The 23,991-nt window shown below is 48.6% G+C and carries 19 protein-coding genes; 4 read left to right on the top strand and 15 right to left on the bottom strand.

Features of this window, described 5'->3' with window-relative positions:
• Nucleotides 1-479: 479 nt before the first annotated feature.
• The 4 genes from ACOYW0_RS19585 (at nt 480) to ACOYW0_RS19570 (ending at nt 2,914) form a co-directional block, all read left to right on the top strand.
• Nucleotides 480-761 (top strand): hypothetical protein, encoded by a 282-nt coding sequence (locus tag ACOYW0_RS19585; RefSeq protein WP_482415465.1) that lies wholly within the window; start codon nt 480-482, stop codon nt 759-761.
• Between the two features lie 643 nt (nt 762-1,404).
• Entirely contained in the window at nt 1,405-1,638 is a 234-nt protein-coding gene (locus ACOYW0_RS19580) for a 4Fe-4S binding protein (RefSeq protein WP_482415464.1), read from the top strand.
• Complete coding sequence (locus ACOYW0_RS19575; protein ID WP_482415463.1) at nt 1,601-1,729, top strand: 4Fe-4S binding protein; 129 nt, start codon at nt 1,601-1,603, stop codon at nt 1,727-1,729. Before ACOYW0_RS19580 ends, ACOYW0_RS19575 begins: the two co-directional genes overlap by 38 nt.
• 189 nt (nt 1,730-1,918) lie before the next feature.
• On the top strand, nt 1,919-2,914 hold the full coding sequence (locus ACOYW0_RS19570) for a hypothetical protein (protein ID WP_482415462.1): 996 nt from the start codon (nt 1,919-1,921) through the stop codon (nt 2,912-2,914).
• Between the two features lie 117 nt (nt 2,915-3,031).
• Here the strand turns inward: ACOYW0_RS19570 and ACOYW0_RS19565 are convergent, their stop codons facing one another.
• The 15 genes from ACOYW0_RS19565 to ACOYW0_RS19495 form a co-directional block, all read right to left on the bottom strand.
• Entirely contained in the window at nt 3,032-3,343 is a 312-nt protein-coding gene (locus ACOYW0_RS19565) for a hypothetical protein (protein WP_482415461.1), read from the bottom strand.
• 332 nt (nt 3,344-3,675) lie between these two features.
• On the bottom strand, nt 3,676-4,593 hold the full coding sequence (locus ACOYW0_RS19560) for a helix-turn-helix transcriptional regulator (protein WP_482415460.1): 918 nt from the start codon (nt 4,591-4,593) through the stop codon (nt 3,676-3,678).
• Between the two features lie 153 nt (nt 4,594-4,746).
• A complete protein-coding gene (locus ACOYW0_RS19555) occupies nt 4,747-5,727 on the bottom strand; it encodes a methyltransferase (RefSeq protein ID WP_482418848.1) in 981 nt (326 codons plus the stop codon).
• Nucleotides 5,728-5,978: 251 nt separating this feature from the next.
• Nucleotides 5,979-6,575, bottom strand: coding sequence for a 4'-phosphopantetheinyl transferase family protein (locus ACOYW0_RS19550; protein WP_482418847.1), 597 nt, complete (start codon nt 6,573-6,575; stop codon nt 5,979-5,981).
• A gap of 269 nt (nt 6,576-6,844) precedes the next feature.
• Nucleotides 6,845-7,387 (bottom strand): transcription termination/antitermination NusG family protein, encoded by a 543-nt coding sequence (locus ACOYW0_RS19545; RefSeq protein ID WP_482415459.1) that lies wholly within the window; start codon nt 7,385-7,387, stop codon nt 6,845-6,847.
• A 333-nt stretch (nt 7,388-7,720) separates the two neighbouring features.
• On the bottom strand, nt 7,721-8,662 hold the full coding sequence (gene cysK / locus ACOYW0_RS19540; protein WP_482415458.1) for a cysteine synthase A: 942 nt from the start codon (nt 8,660-8,662) through the stop codon (nt 7,721-7,723).
• A gap of 217 nt (nt 8,663-8,879) precedes the next feature.
• Nucleotides 8,880-9,665: a thioesterase II family protein gene (locus ACOYW0_RS19535; protein ID WP_482415457.1), complete on the bottom strand. Its 786-nt coding sequence runs from the start codon at nt 9,663-9,665 to the stop codon at nt 8,880-8,882.
• A 64-nt stretch (nt 9,666-9,729) separates the two neighbouring features.
• Nucleotides 9,730-11,190 carry a DHA2 family efflux MFS transporter permease subunit gene (locus ACOYW0_RS19530; protein ID WP_482415456.1) on the bottom strand — a complete coding sequence of 487 codons (1,461 nt, stop codon included), beginning with the start codon at nt 11,188-11,190 and terminating at the stop codon, nt 9,730-9,732.
• 201 nt (nt 11,191-11,391) lie between these two features.
• Nucleotides 11,392-12,531, bottom strand: coding sequence for a Gfo/Idh/MocA family oxidoreductase (locus ACOYW0_RS19525; protein ID WP_482415455.1), 1,140 nt, complete (start codon nt 12,529-12,531; stop codon nt 11,392-11,394).
• A 286-nt stretch (nt 12,532-12,817) separates the two neighbouring features.
• Nucleotides 12,818-13,834: a methyltransferase gene (locus tag ACOYW0_RS19520; protein WP_482415454.1), complete on the bottom strand. Its 1,017-nt coding sequence runs from the start codon at nt 13,832-13,834 to the stop codon at nt 12,818-12,820.
• 617 nt (nt 13,835-14,451) lie between these two features.
• Nucleotides 14,452-16,467: a TonB-dependent receptor gene (locus ACOYW0_RS19515; protein ID WP_482415453.1), complete on the bottom strand. Its 2,016-nt coding sequence runs from the start codon at nt 16,465-16,467 to the stop codon at nt 14,452-14,454.
• A gap of 650 nt (nt 16,468-17,117) precedes the next feature.
• Complete coding sequence (locus tag ACOYW0_RS19510) at nt 17,118-18,284, bottom strand: (Fe-S)-binding protein (RefSeq protein WP_482415452.1); 1,167 nt, start codon at nt 18,282-18,284, stop codon at nt 17,118-17,120.
• Complete coding sequence (locus ACOYW0_RS19505) at nt 18,285-19,676, bottom strand: FAD-binding oxidoreductase (protein ID WP_482415451.1); 1,392 nt, start codon at nt 19,674-19,676, stop codon at nt 18,285-18,287.
• 397 nt (nt 19,677-20,073) lie between these two features.
• Nucleotides 20,074-21,360 (bottom strand): GMC family oxidoreductase N-terminal domain-containing protein, encoded by a 1,287-nt coding sequence (locus tag ACOYW0_RS19500; RefSeq protein ID WP_482415450.1) that lies wholly within the window; start codon nt 21,358-21,360, stop codon nt 20,074-20,076.
• 105 nt (nt 21,361-21,465) lie between these two features.
• Nucleotides 21,466-23,901, bottom strand: coding sequence for a type I polyketide synthase (locus ACOYW0_RS19495; protein ID WP_482415449.1), 2,436 nt, complete (start codon nt 23,899-23,901; stop codon nt 21,466-21,468).
• Nucleotides 23,902-23,991: the final 90 nt, after the last annotated feature.

The raw sequence follows: 23,991 nt of genomic DNA, 5'->3' as shown, positions 1-23,991 counted from the left end.
CCAGCTCCTGTGCGAGCTTGATCTTTTCCAACAGTACTGAGCTGTTCCCCAGTGCATCTGTTCCCTGCGCCACTTTGCGTGGAAGCCCACCTCCTTTTCGAAAACTGAGGGAGAATGGCCCCCACTCATCGTTACCTCCAAATGAAGTCTATGAAACGCGAACCAGAAGGACACAGCCTACAGAATCGTTCAGTTTTGTCATCATACCGGAAAACAAAGTGGCAGAACTAACCTCCATCTGCGGGATCGTATGGGCCAGCACATCGTCTTCAGTCTCTGCCCGTCCCGGCACGCCGGTATCCTGATTTATCGACGACACAGGCGCTTGCGTTTCTGCTCTCTATCCCGGACATTTAATAAAAAACGTTCAGAATAAAAGCCGCCGGCGGTCCTGCCGGGAGCAGCTGAGTAGTTACTTCACCGTTATGAAGAATCGACACATGCGAATGATACCCACACTAACGGCCATGGCGATATGCATGACAACGACAGGGGTGGCCGGTGAAAAAACATCCGCGGCAGATCAGCACCCATTTCAAGCTGCAGAGGAAGCCCTCGGGTGCCTGTTGGAAGAGGCGTATACAAAGTTGGAGGCATCGTTTTCCGATGAGTTGAGGCAGGCCTTCCTGAAAGATTTAAAGCAGCCTGGCTATCCATTCTCTCCCAGGGTGGGCCATTGGGAAAAACAATTAAAAGCAAACACGAAACAAATGCTTCTCATACGGTTGCGACACTTCGCTGCCATTTTGAAAAACAGGTGATAGGCTTTAAGCTCAGTACGGATAAAAAGGGAACCATCGTGGATCTGCGGTTCCTGCCCGCAGACCCCTTATAGGTATGGAGCCCACTGGCCTGCTCTAAGCCGAAAACATTTCGGCAAAGTGCCTCGCTCATAACAGGCACGTCAGCTCAACGACTTCCCATGGGACGGCCTGCCTCTTACTGGCTCGATCTCAAAAGCTACCGGCCTGCAAAAATGACCCTCCCCCTTCTCATCCTCCATAGGGAAAGGGATTACCAGGTCCCCTTGCGGATTACAACCGACGGGTGCAGCCCCTTGAGAACAAGGACTGCGTAGTCTTGAAGCGTTCCCCGAACCTCAACCCCTCTTCATGCCCGGAGAGGCCCCGAGCCGCTTGCCGAATAAACCACACCTGGCTATGTCGACCCTCCTATGATTAGAGATATCGAACTGTGGATTTAAACGCTGCCCCCAACCAACAATAAGAACTGATAAAACAGGCCACAGCAAACCGCCATACAGCCCAATGCCCCCACAGAATTACTACTAACCAAACAACAAGATAAAAAAACTTGACCTCAGGCTTGCTTTTAAATATATCTTCGCTGAAACAAATTTTATTTAGCAAGCCTAATGAAATTTCCTACATAGAAGGGAGAAACATGGATCGCCGCAAATTCATCAAATATTTATTCATTTCGACACTCTCAACCTACCCAACCCTCCTATCACCTTTAAAAAAGAGCCTTGAAGCAGAACCAATAGCTGTCATGAATAAAACAACCTCACGAAATTGGTGGGAAGAGTCTTGCTACATGATTGACTGTGATAAATGCATAAACTGCCGAGCCTGTGAGGATGAATGTCCCGTGTCTGCTATTTATCAGTGGAACTGATAGTGAATGTGCGGTCATAGATCCAGACCAATGTATTTGTTGTGGTGAATGTGTAAAAGTATGCCCCACAGATGCTATCATTGAAAGATAGTAGCGCCCCCTTTCAAAAACAGTATCAAAAACCAACTATCACCTAAAATTGTAATAGCCACACCGACTTTGCCCCATGGATACGCCCCAAAAACCGCAGAACCATTTAAAAACGGCAACAATGCTTATGCTTAACAAAAAAAAAGTAATCGTATGCAGCCTCTGTATATTACTATCAATAGTGACCTATATGGTGATCCCAACACGGTTTGAGAATACTCAGCCTCATGCCTCTGCTCCTATCCAAATAAACAGGCAAGAAAGCCATAAACAAAAGACGGACATGATCCCTCCTCCCTATTCGAAAAAACCCCAAACAAATCACGTCACTACCTCACCGGCAAAAAGCTCTCCAAAAACCGGCACAGAGGTCGTGCCTTCGGACCTTGTGCCTGCTTCTTCCACGTCTTTGCCAAGGAAGGTCACACGTCAGTTATTCGATATTTACAACACTGAAGACATCGACGCATTGATCGCCTATATCCTGAAACATAACATTGATATCAACCGACCATTAAACACACGAAACCATGTGACTTTATTCCACAGCATCGTACGACGTAATCTAACTGATGCGAAACGGCTGGTTGATGCGGGCTTAGTGGACGTTACGCGCCATCCGAATATTCTTTCAGCCGCTGTCATGTCCGGATCGGTGGAAACCTTGGACTGGATCATTGAACTTGGGGCTCCCATCACCAAAACGAACGCAAGGGAAGAAAATCTTTTCTTTGATGGGGTCCTGTATGGCGATATCGACATGCTGAAAAGGCTCGAAGATTTGGATATCATCAGCCATCAAACTCTACGCGGCAGAGATGCCCTGGACTGGGCCATCACCACGACGAAGGCAGAGCCAGACACGTTAAACTACTTGTTAGACACGGGGTTCACCATCAAAGAGAGAAACTACTACGATGCTGCCAAATACGGTTCTCTCGGTTCCCTTGACTTTTTAAAAGCCCACACATCCGATCTCACTGAAATCCGCATATTCGACCAAACCATGATGGATATTGCCGTGGAAGCCTCGCAACCTGTGAGCTACATCCAGGCCCTTGAAAAAGAGGGGTTTGTGCTCAACGAAAGTCACCTTGAAATGGCCAGAGCAAAATCAGAAACACATCCCGACGTTAGCGCACTTGTTCGCTACATTGCCGATAGAGTTGAAACAAGAGAACCCTGAATCCGCACACAGTAAACTTGCAGCCACGTCTGCAAATACGTCGGCCAAAACTGGCAAGCACTGGCGAATGGCCCCGAAATACCGGGGCCGTAATCGCCAAACACATTGAGGGAGACATCACTCCCCGCGCTTAGAGGCCTTGATGGGGTTAAGTTTCTTTTCAACGGGGCCGTTTGACGCAAGGGCCGCCACGATATGGTGGTTCTCGTTACGGATCTTTTCGGTGTCGTACCCCAGGGACTCCAGGGTTTCGATACACTGCTTTCGCTGCCCCCCGTAGCGGTTGACGTCGGCCAGGTTGCGGCCCACCTTATCCGGGGTTGTGAGGTAGAGGCCTTTTTCGTCAATGGCCATTACCTGCCTCATACCGTGCACCTCGATTTCATCGATGACCATCTCGCGGCTCGTTCCGAATCGGTTGGGTTCCATGTGTTTCTCTCCTTTAGATTAAAGGTTAGACCTGACGGGCAGGTAAAAATTAAATCTCATCATTTCAAGGCACAACCGCACCATATTCACCCTAATCATTTTTTTAATCATAGGCAACAATTTTAGTCGAGCCTAAAAAATATTACCCAAATAGCCTGCCTTAATGTTGGTCATGGGTCAAAAAAACAGAAAAAAGAAAAGAGCCCCATGACGATGCACCATCCGCTTAATAGCCTTAGATTGGGGCTCAGTCCGGTGTTTTATCAACACCTTGGTTATAAAGCACTGCACACGTCATTGAGTTACCCCGGATGAACCCAGTTGCTCTGCATTTAAAAAGCAGCACGACACTGCCGGGCAACCTCACCAGGGTTCACGCCGAAGGCTTTCCGGTAGGCACAGATAAAATGGCTTACATTGACATACCCCACGTCGTAGGCAGCTTCACTGACGTTTTTCGCCCCCGCCTCCAGAAAGGCGCGAGCCACCTCCATTTTGTGACGTCTCAAATAACCAAAAACAGTGGTTCCGTAGACGCGACGGAAGCCTTCTTTGAGCTTTGTTTCGTTGATGCCCGTCTGACGGGCCAACGTGGCAATGGAGGGGGGATTTTTCAGGTCCGCCACAAGGGAATCCTTTGCGGAATGGATCCTGTCGGTTTCCTGTGGGGTAAAAGGCCGGCCTATCTCTCTGTGGGCTGGCGCCAGGGCATTCACCTGGAGGCAGAGAAGCTCAAGGGCTTTGCTCTCGAGGAAAAGCTCCCGACACTCACCGTCAAAGGGACAGGAGAGTATCTGATGGCAGGAGGCTTGCATGGCGGGAGGGAGGCTTCCGGTGACGGTAAACTTGTCCTTGTCCCTCCCCTCTCCTTCAGCGATGGGACGAAGCCGAGGCGGCAGGCAGGACGCATCTTCCCCCACCAGGGAGTAGAGAAGGGACGGGTCCACAGAGAGCCCCACAATACAGATATCCGTATCGCCCACCGCCTCGCAGCGTCCTGAGGTATTCGGGGCATAGCTGGCGTTTGCAGCGCCGGCGCTGCTTCGAAACACCGAGGGCACCGGGTTCATGCCCAGCATCCGGCACTGCCCCGCACCGCTGAGCCAGTACTCAAAGTCGATGGGAGCCCCTGCAATTTCAAAATCAAGGACCAGCGGCCTGCGGGCACTGAACCGGCTCACGGTAACATGGAGCCCGCGGCGAATAGGGATCACCTCGTAACTGGCATACTCTTCCGAAAGCCCGGCCATGGAACTGGCAATCTCCCCATAGGGTGAAGCCTCCGACGTCTTTCTGTAATCACTGAAAAGAAAAGCTGTGCCATCTTTCGATCTCTGCTGTAGCATCTCTCGTTCCATTGGTAATCCCGTCAACACCACGTGGGTTCTGTGGAAATGTGTCGATTAGGAAACGGCCACGCGAGCGGCGATATCCAGAGTGTTGTCATACGACCCGTCTTCGGGTTGTCTCACGGTTACGTCACAGAATCCTGCCTGCTTCAGCGCATCGGTTAACCGAGCTTCGGAGATGGCATGGGTGGGATATCCGCCCAGGCGGGTCATGAATTCCATGATCAGCTGGCTCTTGAGGTCCTCTCCCTTGACGTCCAGGGTCATGTGCCTGGAGACGAACACCCCTCCGGGGTTCAAGGCAGCACGAACCTGCTTCAGGAAATCAACGATGCGATGGTCGCGGCTCCACTCGTAGAGGTAGTTGGAGACAAACACCAGGTCATACCCCGTCCCGAAGTCCTCACCGGACTCAAGGTCCACGCCCCGCGCTTCGAGGCGCCCTTCATAACCCGCTTTCGCGATATACGGCCCCGCAGCCTCCGCCACCTCGGGCAAGTCATACACAACCGCCGAAAGGTCCGGGTTCCGGTCCAGGATCCCCATGGAAAAATAGCCGAAACTTCCGGCGATGTCGCACATGCGACGCATGGAAGTAAATTCTGGCAGCGATGCGATGAACGACGTCGCGCTCTGAATTTTCCCACCCCGGCCCCCTTGGAGCATGGTATCCATCATCTCTCCGTTCGCCCACGCTCTGTCATCATGGGCAGCGCCACCTTCGGTCATGATCTGTTGGGCGTTGTTCAAGAGATTGGACATGTTTCCCATGGCTGTCAGCACCTTTCCTTGAAATGCCGGGGAAGATGAGACGAAAAATTCACGGGACACCGAGTTCAGGGCATACGTCCCATCCTCTCCGGAAAGGTATCCTCCTTCGCGAAGAATCTCAAGAAGGGCCTGGGTCATGCCCGCATCGGTCCCAAGAGCCCCGGAAAGGCCATGGGTGTCCATGGAGCCACTCTCCAAGGCGTCAAAAACGCCTAATCCAACGGCCGTTTGAATAATCTGGGGCATATGGGCGGTGAACAGCATATTGAAAGTATCTTTAAAATCAGCGGTAAGCTTTGGGAGTTTCATCTATTGTTCCTTATTATTAAGTCAGAGGTATCATCCCCCTTTTGGCGATCATGCTAAGAAGAAAAGGAAGGCATGTCAAGCTATTTTAGGCATGCCAAACTTTTTTTTTACATCAGGCTCCATCCATAATCCCTACCCCAACTGCCAGGCGCCTTACCTTACTACAGCAGAAAGGCCGGGGCCCCTGTTCCAGTCCGACACGTTTATCAAAAAGCCACAACGGCAGCTGAGTAGCCCTGCACAGGGGCAAATGACAAACCAGTCGCCCACACCCCGTCCCCCCGGTCGGGAAGACTCACCCGAAAATACCCGTCCGCATCTGTCCCCTCTCCAACAGAAAAGGACTCCAACGAGCAGCTCAGCCCCTCACCCGTAGCCTTTACGTACGCCTCTTTTCTCGTCCAAAGATCAAAAAAAGCCGCCAATCGCTCTCTGCGGTGAACCCTGCGAAGCCATGCAGATTCCACCGGGTGAAAAAAAGCATCCGCCACGGACAGAGCATCATCCATCAACCTGACACGCTCCACGTCTGCCCCCACGCAGGAGTAACGCGAAAAGGCAAAAAGGAGCAGATCGCTGCTATGCGAGACGTTAAAGGAAAGACAGGCGCCCCCCTCCGCCATGCGAAGCCCGGGCTTTCCGTATGGGCCCTCCGCCAGGAGGAGTTGCCGAGGGCTTGAACCGAGATAGCCACCCAAAAGACAACGAAGCACACCCCGTGAAACAAGGGCACGCCGCTGATCCTCATCACGAAAAAAATGCTGGGCTTTTTGGTGGTCCCGACGGGACAGGAATTGAAGCATCTGTGGAATCAAGGGAAAAAGAAATGGCAGTGACGCCACCCACAGGTGTACCTGATGCTTTTTTAGAGGAGGAGGGCAAAACGATTTGCAAAGATCAGAGGTGAGAGTGTGTGTCACAAGGGTTAAAGGAGGCGGGTGAAATGCAGACGTCACGATCATTAAATGGGCTCCTTCACGGTATCGATTCACTCGTCCGCAAGGTAAACACGATTATGAATCGGTGTATTGCAAGCTTAAAGGTCGCTCAAATCGATCCCCAGCGCTAAACCTTATGCCTCAACACCCTGCGACTCACGGACCAGCTCAAGCCCGAGGGTCACGTCAACGCAACGGCTCACCAAGCTCACGCGCACCCGGGCTTTTTTTTTTCTCCAATTGACAAATAAGATATCCCCCTCGCGTTCCTTGAGTGGCCCATGGACAATTTTAACCCGCCCACCCTGACACACCCCCTTTGAGACAGGGATCACCCCATCCGGCCCAGCCATGGAAAAAAGGTACTCCATCTCATGGGGAAAAACACTGACAAACCGATCATGGAATTTAAGAGGGGCGGCCGTCCCGACCCACTCCTTTTGTGCCAGGTGGTGAGCAAGTATTTCAATATCGTTCTGAACAAACAGGTACCCCGGGAAAAGGGCCATGTGCACCCGTTTTTCCTGGCCCTTGAAGGTATGAATCACTTCTTTCCTTGGAAGGTAAAAAGTCACATCCTGACTCAAGAACTGATTTAACTTAAGGGCAACGGTTTGTTCGCGGCCAGCCATTGTGTGCAATACATACCAGTTACTGGATTCATGGGCTTGATTCATTGTTTCCCCGGAAGAGTTCGCCTTGCCTTGTCAGTGAAGAAAAAAGTCGTTAAGCATGGTCGAATATCTAATCGACACCTGGCCACTATGGGCGCAACAGCCACCTCGAGGCGACATGCCCAGCCAAGCCTACTTGCTACGCCAAAACTTATTTTTTTTTGCTTTAACAAACTTTTTAACCCGCAACAAGACCAACAGGCGCAGGAACGCATATTTCACCCACTCGGAGCACTAAAAAGACGTTTCAGGATATTCTATCAAAAACCGTTATAGAAAAAACCCGAAAGCTATTCGGATCGCATCAATGTCGACCTGATTCATAGCGGCAGGTGTTTATATGGCAACAGAAAAAGAGCGACGCTGATCTACAAAAAGCCCAGTGCTGAAATATCGTTCCGCACCATCCGGGAAAATGGTAGCAATTTTTTTACCCTGTCCAAACAGCCGCCTCATTTTCAGCGCCGCACACATGTTGGCGCCGGAGGAAATCCCGACAAGAAAGCCTTTTTCACTTGCAAGACGTCGTGTCATGTCAACGGCATCATCATCATCAACTTCGATAACTGCATCGATGAGATTCGTGTCCACAATGGAAGGGACAAATCCGTCGCCTATCCCTTCTATCCTGTGAAGCCCCGGTTCATGCCCCAAAAGGGCTGAAACATTCTTAGGCTCAACCGCAACGATTTTAATGTCAGGATTTTTCTCTTTAAGGTATCTGCCTGTTCCCATAAGCGTTCCTCCGCTTCCGAGCCCCGAAACGAATACGTCCACCTGCCCGTTCATGGCGGCCCATATTTCCGGGCCAGTGGAAAGATAGTGCGCCTTGCTGTTGTCATGATTTTCGAACTGATCAGGGACATAAATATTATCACTTTTCAGTTTGATATCATTCAGCATCGAGACAGCTCCCGGGACGTTTTTTTCCGAAGCTGTCAAAATAAGCTCCGCATTGAGAGCCCTGATCATCTTTTTCCTCTCATCACTCATATTTTCCGGCATGATAATTTTAACAGCATACCCTTTGACCGAACCAACCAAGGCAACGGCAATCCCCGTGTTCCCACTGGTGGCTTCCGTTATGACCATACCTTTTTTCAACTCTCCTCTTTTTTCAGCTTCTTCTATAATAAAAAGAGCGACCCTGTCTTTGATTGAACCGCCGGGATTCAGGTACTCAGCCTTGGCATAGATATTCATGCTATCGCTTTCCCCAAGGCCGATGTGAAGCATTGGAGTAGACCCTATCTGTTCTAAAATACCTTTTGAAATCATGTGATGAACCTCCATTTAGATACGAATCATACGTTCATGTTTCAGCCGTGACGGCACCGACATATCCACGGGCAGAACCGAGCACAAAACGGCTCGCCATCGGCCCAGCAACCTGCTTATTTTGTGAATGTCATATTATGGATAAGGAAACAGATTCGAGTTCTCAGGGCCAGGCCAACATCGTTGTCCCGCCTCGAAGGGAACCCCGCCGATTAATTCAGGCAGGGCTGAAGGCCTGCTCGGATGGATTGGCGGTCTCTTCAAGAGATCTGAGAATAATTCGTGAAATAAATCGCAAAAGCTCCTCCCTTTCAGTATGGAGAAAAAAATGATCTCCCCTGATCATTTCGAGACGGAAATCACCGGCCGTATGATCCGCCCATGCTTCGAGTTCCTCTGTTTTCGCCTCGATATCCCCTGTCCCGCCAAACGCAAAAACAGGGCAATCGAGGGGTGCTGAATGCGAGAAGACATATGTTTCGTCGATGGAAAAGTCAGCACGTAGAATCGGTATGAACATCTCCATGAGTTCCCTGCTTTGCAAAACGGCCTCAGGTGTTCCTGAAAACCGACGCAACTCACGCATAAACTCTTCATCCGGAAGGTGATGGAGGGGATTCGGCTCCGGGATATGCGGGGCACGGCTTCCGGAAACGATCAGGCTGCATGGACTGAGTCCCAGCGATGCACGAAGATTCTGAGCCAGTTCAAAGGCTATCCTTGCGCCAATGCTATGCCCGAATAGAACAAAGGGACGGTCCAGATAGGGAACAAGCTCACGTGAAAGCAAATCAACAAGATCCTTCATATTGTCGACAGGCGTTTCGGCAATCCGGTTTTCTCTGCCTGGGAGCTGAACAGGGTAAACGCCCACATTCTCGGGCAATAAGTCTGCCCACAGCCGATATATTGACGCACCACCCCCGGCATAGGGAAAACAGAAAAGCCGAATCTGCTCGCTACCACGTCTCTTTCCAGGCATAAGCCATTGGGAATAGATCATTTTATGCACCACCTCCACCTAACAAACCAATCTTGTATTTATGTATTGCCCCAAGCAGTGAAATTTACTCCGCTGTCATTGCATGTGCCGACTCCATGATTTTGTTGCGCCTTTCATGAACTGCCCCCCATACGATAAGCAAAAGGGACAAGCCTGTAACAACAACGGCAAATAAAGAGATATCCTGAAACCCATGAATTCTGGCATTTACAGGAGCCATGGTGATAGCACCATGGAAGTCGCCGTCACTGTAAAGCCTGACACGGCTGCTCCAGATTGCGCCAAGAATCGATACCCCGACGACTTGCCCAAGGGTCCTTGCAAGTATCAGGAGGCCTGAAACAATACCGAGATATTCTTTGGGTATCGTCCCCATGACAGCACTGTGGCTGGGAGACATGAAAAGCCCCATACCTGTTCCAAGAAACAGCATCGCAACGATACACTGAAGGGTGTTGGTATTTGGACTAATCCCCACGGCAAGCAGCCCATAGGAAAAAACCATAAGCAGAAGCGACGCAATGATCATTGTGGATGCGCCAAACCGATCCGACAAGACACCTGACACAGGAGAAAACAGAACCATCATCAAGGACATGGCGCCAAACAGCAATCCCACCTGGTTCGCCATATAGCCAAGGATGTTCTGAAAATAGAAAGGCGAAAGGACAAAAACCCCACTGATAGCCAAATAGAAGAAAAAAGTAATCAACAAGTTAACGCTTAAAAAAACATGTTTAAACATCCTCAAGTCCATCACAGGACTTTTGCTCTTGAGTTCGACCACCACAAATACGAATGCACAGACAAGGGAGAAACCAAGCATGCTCAATACATCAATTTTGTCAAAACCGGATCGTTGCCCAAAAGTCAGGCCCATAAGAAGAGAAAACATGCACAGAAAAAAAACTGTTGCCCCCTTAAAATCGAATGTCGGCGTTAGGGGCGTGCTGTTGTCAGGGACGTATCTCACAACCATGATACTGCCAAAAATACCGATGGGGAGGTTGACAAAAAAGATCCAGTGCCAGGAAAGAAAGTCTACTAGGAAACCACCAATAACAGGGCCAACAATGACCCCCAGAGAGACAACAGATGCAAGCAGCCCCATCGCCTTCCCGCGCTCTGCAGGTGGGAAGGCTTCTGTTGCGACAGCAAAACCAAGGGCAAGGATCATTGTGCCCCCGAGCCCCTGGAGAACACGGAACCCGATTAACCAATGAACCGAAGTGGCCAGCCCGCACAGAACAGAGCCTGTCGTGAAAAGGACGAAGCCCAAAAGATAAATCTTTTTTTTCCCCACCATGTCACCGAGGCGGCCCATAATAAGTATCAGTGTTGTGACAGTAAGGAGATAACTTACGACAACCCACTGAACAATTGCAAAATCGGTTTTGAGGTCTTTCACAAGCGTCGGCAAAATAAGGTTTACGATACTGCCGTCGACAGAGGCCATGAAGCCCCCGATCATCACTGCAAATAAAATACGCCACTTCTGGACAACATTTTGGTTTTCTTTAAGCATGGTTAACCTCATTGGTAAATTTAGGCTTGCACTCGTTAAATCCGTTCTTTATCTGTTCGCAAAAATGAGCATCACCGACACGGCACACCACACGATACGGGTCCTCCATCGTGGATGGCAAAAAGAGCTGCCCCAGCTCAAAAACAAAGAGTTATCCGGAGGCTTTGCTTTCATCTCACTTCGCGTCATGCTGACGAGTCTCTACGCATTGACAAAATTCCCATACTCACAAGGGTCAGGAATGTTGCTGACCAATTCGTCGATCTTGATAAAATTGGGTTTTCCAAAGCGTTTCATCATCTCCAACCATATGTCACTTATCCCCTTCAGATACCCTTCGGTTTGATATTTCCCTGTCACTCCGGTTTCTATTTGCTCTTGCATCAGCTCCAACGCCGATAAAATGGCATCTGGCCAGTAGAGACTTGTTACCTCATTGAATGAGGGCCCTGTCGTGTCGGAAAAGACAACGGAGGTTGGCTGAGTGTAGTGCTCGTATTTTGATTTATGGTATTCGAAAGAGATATCGCCACTCTCCGATGTCTCACGCGCATGTGCGCCTTTGGTCGGCACCGGATATCCCTGAGTCCACACGACGGGGCCATGGGAACTGAGAAGGGTTGTGTTGCCACTTTCTGAACCTATGGTCACCCTGTGCATCATCAGGTAGTTTTGATCCAAATTACCGGGGTCAAAATAATTTTGGAGCTTAAATGTTACCGGTACCCCGGCGATGACCCCCTGAAGGCATTTAAATGGCAGAAACTCTGTTTCCATCACAGAGGATACCGAATCCGTCCACTCAACCGGGTCGGTGAATTGATAAGGTTCAAGCCGGCCCAAGGCCTGCCCGATAATATCGATGGTTGAATAAATCAGTGCCGTGGAGGCATCCACAAACAATGGACGCTCACACCCTATGGTTTTGGAGACATAATCGATAAAGACCTTGATGGGTTTTACATGAACAAAATGGCTGTTGATGTGATAGTGACTCCCGCTCTCCCTGGCGCATTTAAAGCACTGCCTGATATCCCCGGGGTGCACAGGGTGCTCTTGGATAACGTTGATCCCCCTCTTCAGCAGTTGCATTGATAGGTTTGTCCCTTGACCGCCAAGCAATGTTGACTTGACGACAACACAGGCAATATCGATTGTTTCGGGAACCTCATCAACAGACGTGTATAACTGAACGCCCAATTCACTCGCAATTGTTTCAGAACGCTTACTTCCCTTTGCAAGGATACCACCCAGGCGAAAGCCTGAATTCTCGCTTAAAAGGGCCGAAAGGTAAAATTTCCCAAAATTCGTACCACAGACAAGAACGTTATATTTCTTCATTTTCCACCTATTCAGCAATCTTATCTTTTACGGGTAACCAGACATGGTTCAAAAAAAAGTCGCAAGGCAGCATATGAACGCCTGCAAACAGCAAGGAAGTCCCTTGTGAACGTGTATAGCGTCGAGGGTTTCTTGTGACCGAAGGCCACAACAATCCTCGATTCAACCGCAGCAAAAATGATTTAAAGGGGGTTTTGGCACCCGGAGACAGGCAGGGCGGCTTTCGAGTAGAAGGCCTACAACATACGGCCTTGACATGATCTTCTGTTATAAAAAGAGTGGGCTGTTATTTCCTTGCAATATCTACATCCATATCCCCTGTATTGGATTCAATGGGAAAGCTTTGGACTGATCTAAAACCAGCGTCAAGCATTGCAGCGGCAACCATTCCCCTGGGAAGCAGAAGATCCATCCCTTTCAACTCAGCTGAAAGGTTATCCGCTACATGGTATACGGGCTTTGTCCGCTCATGTGTGATACCATCCTGATGAGCAATAAAAATCCCGCCGGGGTTAAGGGCATCATAGATTTTTTTGCATATCTCGCTTAACGAGCCTTTTACGAAATTAAGCGTTGCACTCGCAAAAACAAGGTCATAGGAGTCCCCGTAGTTATCTGTCTTGTAATCACCCTCCATAACGGTTATTCGATCTTCGGCCCCATACTCTTCAATGAATTCCCGAGTGACCGTAGCTACCGCAGGTTGATCAAAAACAACGCCTTTCAGGCTTGGGTGAGCAGAAACAATGCCAATTGTATAAAAGCCGGCACCGCCACCCAAATCAAGCATCTTCCTCATCTTTGGGAATTCGGGCAAGGCACTGATGATTTTCGTCATGTTCTGCGCTGCACCGAACTGACATGCAGCAGAGTCACGGGCACTCTTTGCCCATAATGATGCATCTGAGATAGTATGGGCTTTTTGACTGGAAGGAGGGCCATTTTTAACAAGCTCCTCCAAGTTCAACGCAAAATTATCATGCCATGCATTCATAAAATTCAAAAATGTACCAATGTACGAAGGGCTTGAAGAGACCAGAAAGACATCGCTTTTTTTGGTATTCCAGAAAAGCCCCTCGGACTTATTTATGAGGTCCATACCGGCGAGACAATTGAGAAACAACTCAAGATTTCTCTGGTTAAACTGACATTTTTCAGCAATTCCAGAGACAGGACAGGGCTCTCTCATCAAATCAAAAAGATGCCAGTTGAGAGCTGAGATAAGAATATCACCCTGAACTTTTCTCTTGCTAAGCTCATAAATATCACGCCACGACTCCTCAATTACTTGTAATTTTTTCACTGTATCTCCAATATGCTTCATTTAAGAAATGACCAATGTCATACAGGGCCATAACAGACCTTAAATTAGGCCAAACCGCGGTGAATGGATCCAGCACGTCACATGTCATTTCTTTGATCGTTCACTTGCTGAAGGGAAATGCGATATGGCTGAGGTACGAATGAGCCAGATCAGGTTTAGGGTAAGTTGACAGCTGCCGGACACGATATCGACGGGTAGGCGTTTTTTTGCTCAGGATATACTCGTGTCATGATCACCCGGGCCCAGGCCCTAACCCGAATATTTCACGAGAAGGCGGCCAGATCAAGCCAATAAGATATCATAACGAATTGTTACCTGAAAAATTCAGGTATATGAAAAATACAAAATGTCATTCATCTTTTTCTGGCCGTGTTTCTAACCCTTCGGGCGAGCCGAGCACACACATTTTCTGCGTTATCAGAGCGTTGAGGCAGACAACTGCATCTGCGGATCTGGTGCCTTGAATATGGGTGCACCCGACTCGTGAAGTATTCGGGCTAAGTAGGACGATTTGATTTCAAGAGTTACGCAAAACGAGAACACTTGAACTTATAAAACCCGGCGTTGATGTCATCGTTCCGGCTGCTCTCTTTCCATCAGAAACGGACCGTCGCCATTACGCCAAAGGTTTGGGGTTGACCGACGTTTGCCATAAGCCCCATTGAATTGGTTCTGCCGAAGCTGAAGTATTCCTCATCGAGTAAATTTGTTCCATAAAGATATATGTCTGCGACAGCCCCCTCATAGCCGATTTTTGCATTGTATAATTCGTAGGCATCTTGCCCTACGGTATTGACATCATCAAAATAGTTCTTGCCATATCCCTGCATACCGATGCGTGAGTAAAACCCTGAATGATGCCTGTACTGGACAGCCAGGTTAATGGTGTAATCAGGTGTACGCACAAGTCTATTCCCTGAGCAATCAATCCCGGCAGTGTTTGTGTATTCATCATATTCCGCATCAACAAAGCCAAAAGAGGCCATGATGTCAAGCCCTTCCACCGGTCTTGCATCAATTTCGAGTTCAAGGCCCTGGGAGTGTGCCTCGCCGGCATTGGACGTAATATAGGTAAACGCGTCGGGGGCATAATACACATGCATATCATTGATATCCATGTAGAAAATATTGGCATTACAAATCAGCCTGTTTTGAAACCATGACGTTTTGACCCCCAGCTCATAGTCAATGGAATATTGTTCGTCGAATTTGGCCTGTTCCTTTATGTGTTCACACAGGTTAAATCCCCCTGCAAGGTACCCCTTGGCCACACTGGCATAAAACATGGCATCCTTGGTTGGCTGCCAGGAGAGAACGCCCTTGGGAAGAATCGCGTCCCAGTTGTCTTGGATCGTATACGTTACCAAGGTCGGTTTGGGAGATCCTGGCTTGCTGAAGGGATCAGCCGGTAAAATCTCCCCTGTATCGTTTCGGGTTACCTCATAGCGATAGTCCATGGACTTGTTGACCCGCTCGTACCTGAGACCCGCTGTAAAGGCCAGCTTTCCCGGAAGTGGAAATGTCATCTGGGTAAAAGCTGCTGCGGTGTCTTCCTGGGTTTCATCAGCCCAGTTGTACTTTAGGTCATAGCCGTACATCGCCTTGGTATCAAACAGATGCGCGTTGTTTTCATAGTCAAGGAGATCGCTGGAATAGTAGACCCCACCGAGCCATTTGATTCCATCATCCTTGCTGGGGGACTGAATTCGAAATTCCTGAGAAAAAATGCGGTTGTCGGAATTGCAAAAGTTGACCGGTTTCCACAATGCGACATAACACTGGTCCATCCAGGCATCCATCTTATCGTAGCTATACGTACCGATGGAGGTAAAATCAAACGAATCGCCTTCATAGGAAATATTCAACGCTGCACTGGACGTACTGGGTTCTGATTTATCATCAGGGTTTTTATAGGCATGGTACTCAACTTTATCTGGCGTTGCCTTGGTCTGTACACCACTGCCATCCCATCGTTGGGACATTCCTGCATGAAAATTGGCCTCCAGGCGATCCGTGAAAATCCATCTGAACCGAGACCTCAAACTCAAAACCTCTTCATCATCAAACGTGCCCCCGGCAGGATGATCGTTTTCCATGAACCCATCCGTGGTGTAATATCGCCCTGTAAGTGAAAGCGAGAGCTTATCTTTGACAAGAGGCGTATTTACGAACCCTTTTACACCGTAGGTGTCGTATTCAGCAGCCTGCGCCGTTACCTCCCCTTCCAATTCATTACCTGGTTTTTTTGAGATAATATTTATCACGCCGCCAATGGCGTTTTTACCGTACAATGTCCCCTGGGGGCCACGAAGGACTTCCACCCTCTCCACATTGGTCATGTCCACGTCATAATTCGAGTAATGATCCTGAGCAATGCCGTCGACAAAAATAACCACAGGGTTCTTCCCTGTAAACTGACTGATGCTTATCCCCCTGAAGTTTATCTCCTGATATCCCTGCATGGAAGAACCGGAATACATGTTGGGGACAAATTGCACAAGGTCCCCCAGATCTTCGATGTCGGAATCATCCAGCTCCATTTTCGAGAATGCCGAAATGGCGGACGGAACATCCTGGATGTTTTCCTCTCGCTTGTTTGCCGTAACTGTCATTGATTCTAACCCATGGGTATCTCCCTGTTCTCCATACACAAAGACTGGAAGGGTCAACAAAAGAAAAATAACACATAACGACTTGCATAAAAGCCCCTTAGACACCAACATATTTCTACCCCTCTTGTTCAAAAACAGCATTAATATTGATTATTACTATCCACTTACAATGTGTTATCCTCATGTTCATACGGTGCTTACACAGCTACGTTCCCAGAATATTCCGAGCTGCGGGTGTATGGACATTGGATGCCACACCATAGATCTTATGACCTGGCTACATGGCGTTCGGGTTGGCCAACATGAAGATTGGGAATACCAATGATATATAGGAAAGTTATCTAAAAGCAGATTAACATGAGAGTAAGGGAAGCCCTGTCTACCTTAGCCCGGATATTTCATGGAAAAATGATACACTTGTAGAAAAAACCAGGCATTTCAAAAAGACTAAGTGTAATTCACGATTTTCTGCTCGATTTTTTCAACCTTCGGGTGAGATGAATTCACACATTTACGGCGTTACCAGTGCATTGAGGCAAGGCTGGACATCTGCAGTTATAGCGAATAAGTGGAATAGGGCAGGCCCCCCCCCTGATCAATCCGGGGGATGGATATACTGGGTGACATGGGCGTTCACCCAGCAACTATTTTCAAGAAACTCTTTTGAGCATAATCTCACTTATATCAAGGACTTTTATCACACTCTGAGCCTTTTCACTTGCAATGGCTTCTTCAAACATCATAAGGCATATGGGACAGGAAACAGCCAAGATCTCAGCTCCTGTTGCAATGGCCTCGCGTATTCGAATTCTGGCTGGGCTGTCTTTCCCGCCACCGAGCATATCCGTATAGTAATTCCCATTCCCGCCGCCACAGCAGAAGGCATTTTCCTTGTTCCTTTCCATTTCAACCAAATCGACATTGGGAATCAGGCCAAGGACCTCCCGGGGGGTTTGATACTTCCCGTTCCAGCGGCCAAGAAAGCATGAATCGTGGTAAGTTACTCGAATCGGGTCAGTCGTCTCCATGTGAAGCTTTCCTTCTTCCAAGACAAGCTTCAAGATGTCAAGGTAGTGAAATACCTCTATTGATTTGTCTATTTTTCGGTAATGATTGTGCATGGCGTTATATGCATGAGGAGAAAGGGTTATAATTTTCTGCACACCTTTTTTCCGAAAAACCCCTATATTCCTCTGCATCATATAATCAAACAGGCTTTCTTCGCCCATACACTTGACATCATTGCCGTCAGATATCTCCTCACAACCCAATATCCCAAACGAGATACCGGCCATCAGTAAGATGTTTCCAAGGGCCATGCTTACCTCAAGGCATCGGGGTTCATAGGAGCCAACATCACCGATATAGTATAGGTATTCATCGCCTTCAAAAGGGTTGATACTCAGACCCTTTGCCCAGTCACCCCGTTTTTTTTTCGACTTTTTCCATGGATTGCCAAAGGCAAGGATGTTCTCAAAATATTCTTGAACCTTGGACGGCATGATGGATTCATTGACAGCTTCGGTTCTGGCACATGTGAGTATATTCAAAATTTCATCTTTGAAATCAAGACAACAATTCTCTTTGCAATTTCCACACATGGAACATGAATAAAGAATTTCTGAATAGTGCTCTGATAACTGCATATCCCCATTTACAACGGCCCTGATCAACCACATGCGGCCACCGGGAGAGTAGGACTCCAGTTTGAACTTTTTATATGAAGGGCAATTGAAATCCGAATATTCTGACGGAAATTTACAATATCCACACCTGAAACATCTGTGGAGAATATCTTTGTAGTCGTCAAAACCCATTTACTGAATCTCCCAATGTCCTGGATTCATGATCCCACTGGGATCCAGAAGAGCTCTTACTTTGTTCATCACGTCAACGGTTTCAGGATTCATTTTCTCGAGAACCCGTTGCTGCTCTTCAACTGTTGGTTTCCAGGGCACCCCCCCTATCTCAAGGGCCATCTCTGTTGTTTCCATCAAAGCACGTCGACAGGCTTCAAGGCTCTTCTCATCAGCCCTGTTAAATGGATACATGAACGTAAAAATCACGCTGTGGCCGACACCGATATTCCGTATGGTAAGAAGGGGGCCATCAAAACCATATTTGTCCGCAATCTTAACCCCTTGGCGGTAGGCTTCCGGTATCGAATCAAGGGGAAAGTTCACACCCAAATACTCAAACCCTCCACCTTTTTTTATATCCGCCACCTCCATTCCGTACTTGGGCTCTGCCATGTAGTTGGCTATAAATTCCGGCGGAAGCATCTCTTTGGGGAAATGCGCTATATCGGAGGCAGGCTTCCCGTGCTCCATAAACATCTCCTTGAAAAGCGCCACTTTTAAATCGAACTCTTTTTGTGAATCCGCCGTAATATAGATAAACAAAAGGTGGGTCAGGTTACGTCGTCCCTCCATTCGAAAAACAAGCACAAGAAGGTCTTCCATCATTTCCGTGGCTGTGACCTTCCTGACAACCTCGGGTATTGATTCCGGATTACGCAACGCAAAGATACACATCTCCCTGATACGATGTCTGGGATAAAGCTTCAAAGATAACTTCGTTACAACACCCGTTGTTCCGAACCAATTGGTAAACAGTCCAGTTAAATCTGGCAGTGGGCTTTTTCCAAACCAGGAAGCAGACAAAGCACACGATCCGAGAGTACAAATCTCGCCAGTCGGCAGAACCACCTCAAGCCCGTTGATCATGTCCGGATGCACACCATATTTTGAAAGATGGCCGGACCCATTGAACACAAAATTCCCTGTAACGGTTGCCATGGGGGGAGCATCTGCTATGGAAAATCGTAAATCGGGATGATGAGAGTTCAGGTAAGCAATCAGTTTACCTATGGTTACACCGGCTTCTATTAATGCAAACCGGCTACTTTCATTGACCTCTAAAATTGAATCCATCCGTTTCATGTCCAGTGCGATACCACCGCGCTTCGGAATGGTTAAGCCGGACAAATTCAAGCCCCCTCCAATGGGAACTACCGGGATACGATGCCGGCATGCGATTCGTATGATGGCCTGGACCTCCTCTGCCGTACCCGGCATCACCACATAATCGACCTGACCGGGCTTGGATGAGCCCAGATCACGTGAGTATAAATAAAGCTCCTCCTGCCGATTGGAGACAAACTCGTGCCCAACGACCTGCTGTAAAGCATCATATATGTTACGTTGCATGCGAAAATCCCTGAACGTAGAAATGTTTCATTATGGTTAGTCAAAACGACAAGTAAATGGTGCCGGGGACGATATGAAAACAGGATGGATAGGTGATCAAATGACCAGGGACACGGTTAACATGCCGATCTGTGCGTATCATCCCTGTGTTTCGTTGAATCAACCTTACAGGAGTACTCTCATGGTATTGGCCCTGGCTTATGAGCCGAATGAAAAACATGGGAGCGATGACAATACAACGTATCGCTCTCCCCCCCTCAAGGGAGTCGAGCGTATCCATCTTCCGTTTTTCAGAGTGTTGAAGCAAACAACGACAACAGCAACTCGGAAGTCCCGATCATGGACACGCTCGACGTGTAAAATGTCCGGTTTAAAGCCGCATGCAGGCCCATGGGAACTACAATGTCTTAGCCAGCCGCTTGGCAAGTGCCATGATTGTCAACACAGGGGGAATGGCCATGGATTCAGGAATAACACTTGCGTCACATACGTACAGATTTTTCACCTGTGTTTGTAAATTTGAATCCACGACCTCTCCAATTTTACATGAGCCACCTGGGTGGACGCCCGCAATCCGTGTAAACCAAATATCTTTCGCCCCTGCATTTTCAAGGATCTTCCGAGCGATCCCTTTTCCTTTTTCTAATTTCCCAAGATCTTCTTGAGAAAGAGGTTTGACTATTTTATAGTCGTTATCAACACACCCGCTTAAATTGTCGTCGATTTCAACAAGAATCGACAACGCTTTCTTTTGCTTAAAGAGTTTATTGAACTTCTTATGGCTCAGGGCCAGTTTTCTGTAGGCTGGTGTCGGTAAAGCAGAATCACCCAGAGCCAAGCCATCCTCCTTAAGAAGAATGCCAGCTTGCCTTGTAACCTCCTGGCCACCGGACACATTATGATCCAGATAGCCGGTGGCGACAAAATACGGATCGACAAAAATGCCGTTGCCTGCTTCGTTTATTTTTGCTTTCTTTAAAATTTCCGGTGATCCGAGCCCACCTGCTGCGACAACAACAGTATCTGCCATCATCCGTGTTTTCTCGCCATCTTTATCCAAAGCCACGACACCTACGGCTTTCCCATTTTCTATAAGAACTTCGTCGCAAAAAGTCTCGTTGTATAAGGTGGCTCCGTTGTCGACAGCTTCCATAACCCATTGACGGGCATCCCACCGTGCCCCGGTTTTATCACCGAACAGATAAGATGTTTGCTTGAATTTATCAGCTGAAAGGAAAAACCTGTCGATTTTTTCCCACTTCAGTCCCAGGTCTAAGGCAGATTGATTGATACGCTTTGCAGCCGGCCCCATTTGTCCTAATTTTAGAGGTTTTATTGTGATCTCCTGCTTTATCTCTTCTACCTCGTTCTTTAAATCTATCTCAAACTTGTCAAACAACTCATAGGGTGGATCCCAGGAGACGCCCCCGTAAGCAAGGGTCCCCCCCCCTGTTGTGATGCAGCGAACAATTTCCATAAACGGATCGTCGGATGATTTCAAAAACGCTTTTGTTTTATGCTGCATTCCGCCGAAGAACCTCAATGGATGCGCAAAAAAACCACCATTGGGGGGATTGTCCTTCCCCCATTCCAATATGACGACACGTTTTCCCTTTCGTGCAAGCTCCCGTGCAACGGTAGCCCCCCCAGCCCCTGATCCAACAACGATTGCGTCGGTTTTCATATGAGTCCCTTTGCTATTGTGACCATTGGTTAAACTTGACCGCTGTGGCGAGTAGCTCGATGAAGCCTTCTCCATCGTGCCAATCCACACCGCGCTTTCTGCCTTTTATTCCTGCCCTTCAAACCAGCATCTCGTTCGCTCAAATGGGTATGTCGGAAGTGACATTCGATGAGAGGAGCCCCCAGCATGAAACGCTTTCCAGTTCACGTCCGCCCCGCTGGTGTAAAGCGAGCCCAGCCGCTTTAAAAGTGATAATTCGAGGTTCATGTCTCGGTGATCTGCATCGTGCCCCGGACCCTTTGTTTTCGAAAATACCTCTCGACATGAGCCGAAGAACGATGAGTCCGGCCCCATCTCCATAACGCTATTCACCCTGCAGCTTTTGAGGTATTCAGGAATCTTCAGTGGGTGAACGCCCTCGTCTATCTTGCTGTTCCAATATTCGTTACGAATCCATTCTTCCGGGTGATCAACAACCCCGGTAAAAGGCGAAACAATAGGGATACGGGATGGTGACAACGTAAGGGTTCTCATTGTGCCCTCGAGCAAGTCAAAAGAGTCCTCCGTGCTGCCTTCAATAAAACGTTCCCTTGCCACCAGGAGCTTGATGCCATCTTCTACGCTGAGGACGCCTGCAACACAGGCAGCCGTGCAAATGCCCACGCCATGGCCCACAACCACAGAAGGGGCTATTCCCCAAGCTATCCACGCCATGGCTATCGCATATTCCAACGCAAAGACTTCAACCGGCGAATAGGTATTATTACCTGATGGTTTCCCGCCCACGACAGATGGCAGTAAAGGGGCATCCTGGTAGTTTTTCGCAAGCTCCCCGCATAAATCCAAACTATCCTTAAACTGTGGGTACGATGCGTAAAGGCTCTCGTATGCTCCCTTCACCGACTCCATTTCACCGGAAAAAAGAAATGCCGTAATCAACCTGTCGTTGCGGACAGACGGAAGCGGCTCCGCCACCTTTTTTGACGCCGGATTTCGGGCTGAGAGTTGTCCTGACAAGTCATCCGTGGAGTGTGAAACAAGTGCGATACGATGTTGAAAGTGGTCTCTTCCGACATTGGAGGTAAAACACGCATCGTGAAAAGATGCATCTTCATGCGTTTTGAAAAAAAGGTCATACCGTTTGACCATGCGGGCCAACGCGTTTTCGGTCTTTGCCGAAAGGGTGAGGATTTGATATTCCCCCAACCTTTGTTCATGTTGCCTCGGGCTTGGCGGAGCCTCTTCCAGAACCGCATGTGCGTTGCTACCCCCGATGGCAAATGCATTAACCCCGGCGCGCCTGGGAAGGCCGTTTGATCTCCACTCGGAAAGGTCCCTGACGACGTAAAAAGGAGTGTCCTGCAACTGCGGAGTGGGCACCTCACAATTCAGGCTTGGTGGCAGTTGTTTGTATTTCAACGACAGCATTGTTTTGATCAGGGCTGCTATTCCTGCGGCGTGCGTCAAATGACCAAGGTTTGTCTTTACACTCCCAATACCACAAACCGACTGCCGGTCGCCCTGGCCCTTGAAAACCCGTGACAGGGCCTCGATTTCTACAGAATCCCCATGATACGTCCCGGTACCATTGGCCTCGACATAGGAGATGGTGTTCGAATCTACACCCGCCACTTGAAAGGCCTCGTCAATAACGGCAACCTGCCCTTCAATGCTTGGGGCACGATACCCGATTTTGGAGGCCCCATCGTTATTGACAGCCGTTCCTTTGACAACAGCATAGACATGGTCCTTGTCAGCTTCCGCATCGGATAAACGCTTCAACACAACGACACCCAGCCCATTTCCAGGCACCGACCCTTGAGCGTTTATGTCAAAAGCTCGACAGTGCCCATCAGGGGAAAGAACCATTCCGTCTTCATGCAAATAGCCCTGGTTTCTCGGGACATGCACGGCTGCGGCACCGACCAAAGCCATGTCACATTCTCCGTTTTGAAGGGCTTCACAGGCCATATGAACGGCAACCAGTGATGTTGAGCATACCGTCTGAACCCCAATACTCGGTCCCTTGAGGTTCAAACCATAGGCGACGCGAAGGCAGGTCTGGTCCACCGCATTACCAAGAATCACTTCAAAACTTTTCAATGATCCCGGACGCATCAAAGGGGCACTTAACAGCTTGGTGTACCCACTGGTTCGCGTGCCCCCGAAAACCCCTGTGACTCCGTCATATGCCCGAATCGAATACCCTGCATCTTCAACAGCTTCATAGGCGCATTCCAAAAAAAGGCGCTGTTGTGGGTCGATGAGTTCTGCTTCCTCCTTGGAGTACTCAAAAAAAGAGAAATCAAACTTATCTATGTCATCAATGACACAGGCTGCGTTGACATAGTCAGGGTCGTTATAAATATGAGATGGAATATTTGCCTCAATAAGCTCGGACTCTTCAAAAAAAGTGACGGACTCCACGCCATTGCAGAGGTTACTCCAAAATTGATCTATCGTATCTGCACCAGGGAATCGGCAACTTGCGCCGACAATTGCAATGGGCTCAATATCCTCATACTCATCGGTGTTTACCACTGCTTATCTCCTCGTTATGAGTAAACGCATAAGAAATGAACATCAATGGGGCCATACACACTGCGTATGCCATCAGTAAGCGTTGTAAAG

It is taken from the genome of Desulfoluna sp. HI9BLuna (assembly GCF_056829775.1).
Note: the sequence above shows the minus strand (reverse complement) of the source record. Positions and strands in the feature narration are given on the sequence as shown.